Source organism: Rhodococcus jostii NBRC 16295 (assembly GCF_001894825.1).
GTDB classification, from domain to species: Bacteria; Actinomycetota; Actinomycetes; order Mycobacteriales; family Mycobacteriaceae; genus Rhodococcus_F; species Rhodococcus_F jostii.
In genome coordinates, this window is sequence record NZ_BCWY01000012.1 from 1 (window position 1) to 9495 (window position 9495).

The 9495-nt window shown below is 69.7% G+C and carries 5 protein-coding genes and 2 pseudogenes; 4 read left to right on the top strand and 3 right to left on the bottom strand.

Going from position 1 to position 9495, the window contains the following annotated elements; translation table 11 throughout:
* Positions 1-213: pseudogene (locus tag RJ1_RS10635) on the bottom strand (alpha/beta hydrolase); the annotation flags it as partial.
* Between the two features lie 166 nt (positions 214-379).
* Here RJ1_RS10635 and RJ1_RS10640 point away from each other — a divergent pair.
* From RJ1_RS10640 to RJ1_RS10655, 4 genes are all read left to right on the top strand, one after another.
* A complete protein-coding gene (locus RJ1_RS10640; protein WP_073359899.1) occupies positions 380-1774 on the top strand; it encodes a WS/DGAT/MGAT family O-acyltransferase in 1395 nt (464 codons plus the stop codon).
* A 49-nt stretch (positions 1775-1823) separates the two neighbouring features.
* Positions 1824-3110, top strand: a complete 1287-nt coding sequence (locus RJ1_RS10645; RefSeq protein ID WP_073359900.1) for a ribonuclease D — start codon at positions 1824-1826, stop codon at positions 3108-3110.
* A 148-nt stretch (positions 3111-3258) separates the two neighbouring features.
* Entirely contained in the window at positions 3259-4467 is a 1209-nt protein-coding gene (locus RJ1_RS10650) for a thiolase family protein (protein WP_073359901.1), read from the top strand.
* On the top strand, positions 4468-6576 hold the full coding sequence (locus RJ1_RS10655; RefSeq protein ID WP_073359902.1) for a 3-hydroxyacyl-CoA dehydrogenase NAD-binding domain-containing protein: 2109 nt from the start codon (positions 4468-4470) through the stop codon (positions 6574-6576). It begins immediately after the preceding gene.
* 51 nt (positions 6577-6627) lie between these two features.
* Here RJ1_RS10655 and RJ1_RS10660 read toward each other — a convergent pair whose 3' ends face one another.
* Together RJ1_RS10660 and RJ1_RS47600 are read right to left on the bottom strand one after the other, a co-directional pair.
* On the bottom strand, positions 6628-9327 hold the full coding sequence (locus RJ1_RS10660) for a fumarate reductase/succinate dehydrogenase flavoprotein subunit (RefSeq protein WP_073359903.1): 2700 nt from the start codon (positions 9325-9327) through the stop codon (positions 6628-6630).
* Positions 9327-9495: pseudogene (locus RJ1_RS47600) on the bottom strand (ABC transporter ATP-binding protein); the annotation flags it as partial. The pseudogene RJ1_RS47600 and the gene RJ1_RS10660, both read right to left, overlap by 1 nt.

Consider the following 9495-nt stretch of genomic DNA (forward strand, 5'->3'; position numbering starts at 1 on the left):
CCCGACGCGGTCGCTTCGCGTGCGCGTTCCGTGGCGGGCGGCGTGCTGGGCGGCATCGGCCGCGGTCACGGCGAGCAGGTGCGGCGCGAGTTCGGTCGTGAGCCACCCCGAGAAGAAGGCGACCACCGACGTGGGTGCACCGGGCAGGGGGCGCAGGGCGTTGGCGGCGAGTGCGGCGCCGACCGCCTGCCGGAGAACGAAGCCTCGGGTCATACACCCGAGCGTAGAACATGTTCTAATCGACCGGTCGGCGACCCCGGCGGCAGCGCGTCGGATCGAGAACGGCAGGCAACGCCTACGGTTCGCGCGTTCATCGCGTCGACCTCACAGTTCAGGGATTCGTTGGACCACCTTCTAGAACGTGTTCTAGTATTTGATCATGCAGCGACTCAGCGGTCTCGACGCGTCCTTCCTCTACCTCGAAACGTCGACCCAACTCCTCCACGTCTGCGGGGTCATCCTTCTCGACATCTCGACGGTTCCGGGCGGCTACACGTTCGCCGGACTCAAGGCCGAACTCGGCGCTCGCACCGAGGCGATTCCGGCGTTCCGGCGCAAGCTGCAGGACTCCCGGTTCAACCTCGACCATCCGGTGTGGGTGGAGGACACCGACTTCGACATCGACCGGCACTGCCACCGGGTCGCCCTCCCCGCCCCCGGCGGCCGCGACGAGCTGGCCGAGCTGTGCGGTGACATCGCCGGCATCCCGCTCGACCGCGCCCGGCCTCTGTGGGAGATGTGGGTGATCGAGGGTCTCGCGGACGGTTCCGCGGCCGTGATGTCGAAGATGCACCACGCCGGGGTCGACGGCATCACCGGCGCGAACATGATGGCCCAGCTGTGCGGCCTCGAAGCCGACGCACCCCGCCCGGGTCGCGACGAGTCCGCCGAGAGCGCGGGACAGGCGAGCACACTCGACATCGCCGTGGGCGGGCTGCTCGCGGTCGCGTCCCGGCCCGCGAAGCTGCTGCGCATCGTCCCGCAGAGCCTGACGCTGCTGCCCCGCTGGGTCGGCCGGGCCCGCCGCGGCGAGGCGATGCCCGCGCCGTTCACGGCGCCGCGCACCTCCCTGAACGGCACGTTGACCAGTCACCGCAATCTCGCGTTCACCCAGCTCGACCTCGAGAAGGTCAAAACCGTCAAGAACGCGTTCGACGTCAAGGTCAACGACGTCGTCCTGGCGCTGTGCTCGGGGGCCCTGCGGAAGTACCTGCAGCACCGCCGGGAGCTACCCGACAAGTCGCTGGTCGCCATCGTCCCTGTCTCCGTCCACGGGAAATCCGACCGGCCCGGCACCAACCAGGTGTCCGGGATGTTCACTCAGCTCGGCACCCACATCGAGGACCCCGCCGAACGCCTGCTCGCCATCGGCGAGCACAACTCGACGTCCAAGGAACACAACGAGACTCTCGGCGCGAGCCTGCTGCAGGACTGGTCCCAGTTCGCGGGCCAGGCCGTGTTCGGCACCGCGATGCGCCTCTACTCGACCCTCGGCCTGGCGGAACGGCATCCGGTGGTCCACAATTTGGTGATCTCCAACGTTCCCGGACCGTCCGTTCCGCTGTATTTCCTCGGCGCCCTGATCACCGCGATGTATCCACTCGGCCCGATCTTCCACGGCGCCGGGCTCAACGTGACGGTGATGTCGCTGAACGGTCAGCTCGACGTGGGCCTGATGAGCTGCCCGGAGCTCGCACCCCACCTGTGGGACCTCGTCGACGCCTTCCCCGAGGCTCTGGACGAGCTCGTCGAGGCCGCGGCGGCGCGGTCGTGAACCCGCCGGTGCGCTGCGGGAATCCCGAAGCGACGTAGAGTCAGCTGTCATGTCCGAAGTCACCGACGACGCCTCGTCACCCGTCCCCGCCGAAGAGCCCGCACGGCAGGTAGTACCCCTGCTCGCACCGCGGGACGGCGTGCCCCAAGTGGTGACCACCGCGGAGGGTGTCGCGAAGGCCGCCGCCGCGCTCGGCGAGGGCAACGGGCCGCTGGCCGTCGACGCCGAACGCGCGTCCGGCTTCCGCTACTCGGCGCGGGCGTATCTCGTCCAGCTGCGACGGGAAGGTGCGGGGACGGTTCTCCTCGACCCCATCCCCACCGCCGCGGATCTCGCCCCGCTGGCGGAGGTGATCAACCCACTGGAGTGGATCCTGCACTCCGCCGACCAGGATCTTCCTGGGCTCGCGGAACTGGGTCTCGCGCCGGCGACGCTGTTCGACACCGAACTCGCGGGCCGCCTCGCCGGGTTCGAACGGGTCGGGCTCGCCGCGATCGTCGAGCGGACGCTGGGCTTCGAACTCCGGAAGGGTCACGGCGCCGCGGACTGGTCCAAGCGGCCGCTGCCCGACTCCTGGCTGAACTATGCGGCCCTCGACGTCGAGGTCCTCGTCGAGCTGCGGAACGTGATGGCCGCGGAACTCGACGAGCAGGGCAAGAGCGAGTGGGCCGCACAGGAATTCGAGCACATCCGGCTCGCCGGGCCGCCGAAGCCCAAGCCGGACCGCTGGCGTCGGACGTCCCACATCACGTCGCTGAAGACGCAGCGGCAGCTCGCCGCCGTCCGCGCCCTGTGGCAGGCGCGGGAGGACCTCGCCCGCAGACGCGACGTCTCCCCCAGCCGGGTTCTTCCGGATTCGGCGATCATCGACGCGGCGACGAAGGACCCGCGGAGCATCGACGCGCTCCGGGCGCTGCCCGTGTTCGGAGGCCCCCGTCAGCGACGGCATTCCCGCATCTGGCTGCAGGCCCTCGAGGACGCGCGGGCACAGCCGGATTCCGAGCTGCCGCCGAAGACCCCGCCGTTCACGGGACCGCCGCCCGCGAGCCGGTGGGCGCGGCACGATCCCGACGCGGCCGAGCGGCTGACCGCGGCCCGCGCCGCGCTGGCCGCCCTCGGTGAGGACGTGTCGGTCCCGGTCGAGAACCTGGTGACGCCCGAACTGGTGCGGAGATTGTGCTGGGACTGGGCGACGCCCGGGGACGGCGACGCCGAGGGGGCGATCGACCGGGTGCTGGACGCGGGCGGAGCCCGCCCGTGGCAGCGGCAGCTGACCGTGCCGGTCCTGGTCACGGCACTGAGATCGGCGGAGCGGAAGAGCTCCGGCGAAGACTGAATTCCTGCACCGACGCGTGGACGAGCACGCGAATTCCCGATGAGGTACCCATTAAGTTACCCGCGAGTAACGGTAGGGGTACGCTGGTCCGGAGGCCGGACGCCTGGCCGTGATCCGGAACCAAACTGCTCCATCAGGAGGAATTCGCGTGGCTCCATCCACCACAACTCAACGCAACGTCGTGTTCGTCGACGGCATCCGCACTCCGTTCGGCAAGGCCGGCCCCAAGGGCATCTACGCGGAGACCCGTGCAGACGACCTCGTCGTCAAAACCATCCGTGAGCTGCTGCGCCGCAACCCGCAGCTCGACCCCGCGCGCATCGACGAGGTCGCCATCGCCGCGACCACGCAGACCGGCGACCAGGGCCTCACCATCGGCCGCACGTCCGCGATCCTGGCCGGGCTCCCCGAAACCGTCCCCGGCTTCGCCATCGACCGCATGTGCGCCGGTGCCATGACGTCCGTCACGACCACCGCGTCGGGTATCGGCTTCGGCCAGTACGACGTGGCGATCGCCGGCGGCGTCGAGCACATGGGCCGTCACCCGATGGGCGAGGGCGCAGACCTGAACCCGCGGTTCCTCGCCGACCGTTTGGTCGACCCGAGTGCGCTCGTGATGGGCAACACAGCCGAGAACCTCCACGACCGGTTCCCGAGCATCACCAAGGACCGCACCGACGCCTACGCCGTCGCGAGCCAGAACAAGTACGAGGCAGCCCGCAAGGCCGGCTTCATCGCCGACACCCTCGTGCCCGTCGCCACCCGGTCCGCGGCCGGCTGGGGCCTGGCCACCGAGGACGAGCCGCCCCGTCCGGGCACCACGCTCGAAGACCTCGGCAAGCTGAAGACGCCGTTCCGTCCCGCGGGCCGGATCACCGCCGGCAACGCGGCCGGTCTGAACGACGGCGCCACCGCCGCACTCCTCGCCGGCGAGGACACCGCCACCGAACTGGGGCTGCCGGTCGGCATGCGGATGGTCGGCTTCGCGTTCCAAGGCGTCGACCCCGCCGTCATGGGCATCGGCCCGGTCCCGGCCACCGAGAAACTGCTGGCCCGTACCGGTCTGAAGATCGAGGACATCGGCCTGTTCGAGATCAACGAGGCCTTCGCAGTCCAGGTACTCGCGTTCCTCGAGCACTACGGCATCGCCGACGACGATCCGCGCGTCAACCAGTGGGGCGGCGCCATCGCGTGTGGCCACCCCCTCGCGTCCTCCGGTGTCCGCCTGATGACCCAGCTGTCCCGCCAGTTCGCCCAGCGCCCCGACGTCCGTTACGGCCTGACCACGATGTGCATCGGTCTGGGCATGGGCGGCACCGTGATCTGGGAGAACCCGAACTTCGATGGAGCCAAGTAGATGACCGACATTGCAACGGCATTCGCCGACGAGGTCGTGACCAACGCGTACACCAAGATCGTCGCGGTACCGGGTATCGAGGGCCCGGTCGCGCTGATCACCCTCGACAACGGTTTCGACCACACCAAGCCGTCGTCGTTCGGCCCGGGCGGCCTGAAGGCCCTCGACGCCGCCCTCGACGAGGCGTTCGCAGCCCATCCCGTCGCGATCGCGATCACCGGCAAACCCTTCATCTTCGCCGCCGGCGCGGACCTCAAGGGTGTTCCCAGCATCACGAACCGCGACCAGGCACTCGAACTCGGCCGACTCGGGCACAAGGTGTTCCGCCGGCTGCGCGAATCGTCCGTCCCGACATTCGCGTTCGTCAACGGCGTCGCTCTCGGCGGCGGGCTCGAGGTCGCGCTGCACAGCCACTACCGCACCGCCTCCGAGACCGCGGGCGCACTGGGTCTGCCCGAGACGTTCCTCGGTCTGGTTCCGGGCTGGGGCGGAACGCAGTTGCTGCCCAACCTCATCGGCCCCTCGAACGCCGTCACCGTCGTCCTCGAGAACGCGATGAACCAGAACAAGACGCTCAACCCGAAGAAGGCACTCGAACTCGGCGTCGTCGACGCGGTGTTCGGCTCCGCCGACTTCCTCGAGCAGTCGTTCGCCTGGGCCGCACAGGTCCTGGCCGGGAAGATCACCCCGGCGCGCCCCGAGATCGACCGCGGACAGGGCTGGGACGACGCGATCGCCCGCGCCAAGGCGATCGTCGAGGGCAAGACCAAGAACAACGCGCCCGGACCGGTCAAGGCCGTCGAACTCCTCGAGCTGGCCCGGACCACCGATCTCACCGATCCCGCGTCGCTCGACAAGGGCTTCGCCGCCGAGGACGAGGCGCTCGCCGACCTGCTGCTCGCCGACGAGCTCCGCGCGGGTCTGTACGCGTTCGACCTGGTGAACAAGCGCGCCAAGCGTCCCGCCGGCGCCCCCGACAAGTCCCTCGCCCGCAAGGTCACCGGCGTCGGCATCGTCGGTGCCGGTCTGATGGCGAGCCAGCTCGCGATGCTGTTCGTCCGCCAGCTCAAGGTGCCTGTCATCCTCACCGACATCGACCAGGAGCGGATCGACAAGGGCGTCGGCTACGTCCACGGCGAGATCGACAAGCTGCAGGGCAAGGGCAGGCTGTCGCCCGACGCGGCGAACCGCCTCAAGGGTCTCGTGTCCGGATCGCTGGACAAGGCCGCGTTCGCGAACACCGATTTCGTGATCGAGGCCGTGTTCGAGAACCTCGATCTGAAGAAGAAGATCTTCGCGGAACTCGAGGAGCACATCGCCCCCGAGACGATCCTGGCGACCAACACGTCGTCCCTGTCCATCACCAAGATGGCCGCGGATCTGGAGCACCCCGAGCGTGTGGTCGGCTTCCACTTCTTCAATCCGGTCGCCGTGCTGCCCCTGCTCGAGGTCATCAAGGGCGAGAAGACCGACGATGCCACTCTGGCAACGGCATTCGCCACCGCCAAGGCGCTCAAGAAGTCGGCTGTCGGTTCCGCCGACCTGCCCGGCTTCGTCTTCAACCGGCTCCTGATCCGCACCCTCGGTGAGGTCATGAACGCGGTCGACGAGGGCACGCCGTTCGAGGTGGCCGACAACGCCATCGCAGAACTCGGCATGCCGATGACGCCGTTCACGCTGCTCGCGCTCGTCGGGCCGGCGGTCGCGCTGCACACCGGCGAGACCCTCGCCGAGGCGTACCCCGAGCGGTTCCACAACTCCCCCGGTCTCGAGGCGCTGGTCGAGGCCAAGAAGCCGGCGGTGTGGAGTTACGGCGCCGACGGCAAGCAGGTCGTCGACCCCGAGGTCGCGGAACTGTGGAAGCAGGGCGACAAGGCGTCCACGTCCGAGGAGGTTCTCGAGCGCACGCGTCGCGCGTTCGCCGAAGAGATCCAGATCATGCTCGACGAGGGTGTTGTCGCGGCGGCCGAGGACATCGACCTCTGCCTGATCCTGGGCGGCGGGTTCGGCTTCTGGAACGGCGGCATCACGCCGTACCTCGACCGCACCGGCACGTCCGAGGCCGTCAACGGCAAGCGGTTCCTGGCACCGGGCGTCGCGAGCGTCTGACCCGGAGGTGAGTGGCAATGTGTGCCGGGGCACACATTGCCACTCACCTGCTCAGGGGACGGGGACGTGGTCGGCGGCCGCCAGTGCCTGACGTGCGTAGGCCCGCACGTCGGCGTCCGTGTCGCCCAGGGCCACGGTGAGCGCGTCCACGGCGGCGCGGTCGCCGGTCCACCGGCCGAGCGCGAGAACCGCGGCCTTGCGCACATCGAGGTGCGCGTCCGTCAAGGCCTGCGTCAGTGCGGGTACCGCGACGTCGGGTTCCGCCCCGGCCAGCCCCCGCGCGGCGCCCTGCCGGATCTGCCATGCCGACTCCCGCAGGCCCGCCACCGCGACGGCGACGTCGTCGCCGCGGCAGCCCAGACCCGCGAACGCGGTGAGCGCGGCTGCCCGCACCAGCGGATCGCGATCACCAGCCAGCGTTCGGACGGCGTCGACGCCGCCGAGCCCGATGGTGGCCAATCCGTGTGCGACGGTGATCCGGACCTCCCGATTCTCGTCCTGGGCTCCCGCCGCCACCGACTCCCACCGGTCCAGCGACACCAGCGCCCGCACCGCCTCGATCCGGACGTGATGGTCGCCGTCGGACAGCGCGGTGAGGAACTGCTCCGCCGAACCGGCGTGCAGCGCCCGCAATACGTCGACCACGGCGGCCCGGACCATGGCGTCGCCGGATCCCAGGTGGCCGGCCAATCCGTCGGCGGAGGGCAGCACCTCGACGAGTTCGCGCAGTCCGTCTGCCGCGGCGCGGCGCACCGCGACGTCGTGGTCGCCGAGCGCCGCGATCAACGCTTCCCCGAAACCGTCCGGCGTGCCTTCCGTCAGCACGGACAGCGCCGTCACCCGGACCTGCGGGTCGTCGTCGTCCAGGTACGGTGCGAGTTCGCCGACGCTCGGCGCGTCGAGTGCGAGGACCGCGACGATGGCCGGTGACGACGGCTCGTGCCGGACCGGCGCCGCGATGCGTGAGCGTTCCTCCACCGGCGCGCGACCCCCGACGAGCGGGGGCTGAGCGACGGGAACGACCGTCCGGTCCAGCGGCGGAAGGGTGTCGAGTCCGGGGACCGGCACGAAGTACGGTTCCACGGGCCGCTTGAGGAATTCCATGTCCCCGTCCTCACCGCGGCGCAGATTCAGGTGGTACCCCCATTCGTCGTCCCGCTGCTCCGGGAGGTCCGCGCGTTCGTGGTAGAGCCCCCAGCGGCTCTCGGTCCGGGTGAGCGAGCTGCGGGACGCCATCTCGGCGCAGTCGCGGATGAACGTGACCTCCGCGCAGCGCATCAGCTCGTGCGGGGTGACGGCGCCCATCTCCGCGATCTCCCCCGCCATCCGTTCGAACGTCTCCACCGCGATCGACAGCTTGGCCGCCGTCTTCGGCGGTGCGACATAGTCGTTGACGAAGCGGCGCAACTTGTATTCGACCTGTGGCTGGGGCGGGCCGTCCGGGTTGCGCAGCGGGCGGTAGATCAGCTCGTGCGCGGCGGCCAGTTGCTCCGCCGGCAGGTCGGTCGGCGCCTCGACGCCCGGCAGGGTGCCGGTGGCGTGCGACCCGGCGAGGTCGCCGTAGACGAACGCGCCGATCATGTAGTTGTGCGGGACGCAGGCGAGATCGCCGGCGGCGTACAACCCTGGGACGGTGGTCGCGCCGTGCTCGTCCACCCACACCCCGGACGCGGAATGTCCACTGCACAACCCGATCTCGGAGATGTGCATCTCGATGTCGTGGCTGCGGTAGTCGTGGCCGCGGTTCGCGTGGAACGTGCCGCGGGTGGGGCGTTCGGTGGTGTGCAGGATCGATTCGAGGGTGCCCAGGGTTTCCTCCGGGAGGTGGCTGACCTTGAGATAGATGGGGCCGCGGGCGGATTCGATCTCGCTCTTGACCTCGCTCATCATCTGCCCCGACCAGTAGTCGGAGTCGACGAACCGCTCCCCCTCGGCGTTCACCTGGTAGCCGCCGAACGGGTTCGCGACATACGCGCAGGCCGGGCCGTTGTAGTCCTTGATCAGCGGGTTGATCTGGAAGCATTCGATGCCGCTCAGTTCGGCTCCGGCGTGGTAGGCCATCGAGTATCCGTCTCCGGCGTTGGTCGGGTTCTCGTACGTGCCGTACAGGTACCCCGACGCCGGGAGCCCGAGCCGCCCGCACGGGCCGGTCGCGAGGATCACCGCTTTCGCACCGACCGCGACGAACTCGCCGGTCCGGGTGTTCAGCGCGGCGGCGCCGACGGCCCGGCCGTTCTCCGTCAGGACACGGACGGGCATCAGGCGGTTCTCGATCCGGATCTTCTCGCGCATCTTCCGCTGCCGCAGCACCCGGTACAGCGCCTTCTTCACGTCCTTGCCCTCGGGCATGGGCAGCACGTACGAACCGGACCGGTGGACGCGCCGGACCGCGTACTCGCCGTACTCGTCCTTCTCGAACTTCACGCCGTATTTCTCGAGCCGCTGCACCATCGCGAAACCGCGGGTCGCCGTCTGGTACACGGTGCGCTGGTTGACGATTCCGTCGTTGGCTCGGGTGATCTCGGCGACGTAGTCCTCGGGTTCGGCCTTGCCGGGGATGACGGCGTTGTTGACCCCGTCCATTCCCATGGCGAGCGCCCCCGAATGGCGCACGTGCGCCTTCTCGAGGAGGAGCACGTTCGCGCCGTTCTCGGCGGCGGTCAGTGCCGCCATCGTGCCGGCGGTGCCGCCGCCGATGACGAGGACGTCGCAGTCGAGACGGACGGTGTCGGCGAGGTCGGGGATGTCCATCAGTTCTCCGGAGTGTGATTCAGCGCGGCGAGGACGTCTGCGCGCGCGGCACGGGTGTCGGGGTGGTCGAGGTGGTCGCGGTCCCGCGGGTGTGGGATGTCGACGAGCGCGCGCAGCGGCGCACCGGCCCGGCCGAGCACGGCGACGCGGTCACCGAGCAGCACGGCC

Excerpts from the sequence above, each read along its gene's own strand:
- RJ1_RS10645 (WP_073359900.1), top strand. The coding sequence starts at position 1,824 with ATGTCCGAAGTCACCGACGACGCCTCGTCACCCGTCCCCGCCGAAGAG.
- RJ1_RS10640 (WP_073359899.1), top strand. The coding sequence starts at position 380 with ATGCAGCGACTCAGCGGTCTCGACGCGTCCTTCCTCTACCTCGAAACG.
- RJ1_RS10660 (WP_073359903.1), bottom strand. The coding sequence starts at position 9,327 with ATGGACATCCCCGACCTCGCCGACACCGTCCGTCTCGACTGCGACGTC.
- RJ1_RS10655 (WP_073359902.1), top strand. The coding sequence starts at position 4,468 with ATGACCGACATTGCAACGGCATTCGCCGACGAGGTCGTGACCAACGCG.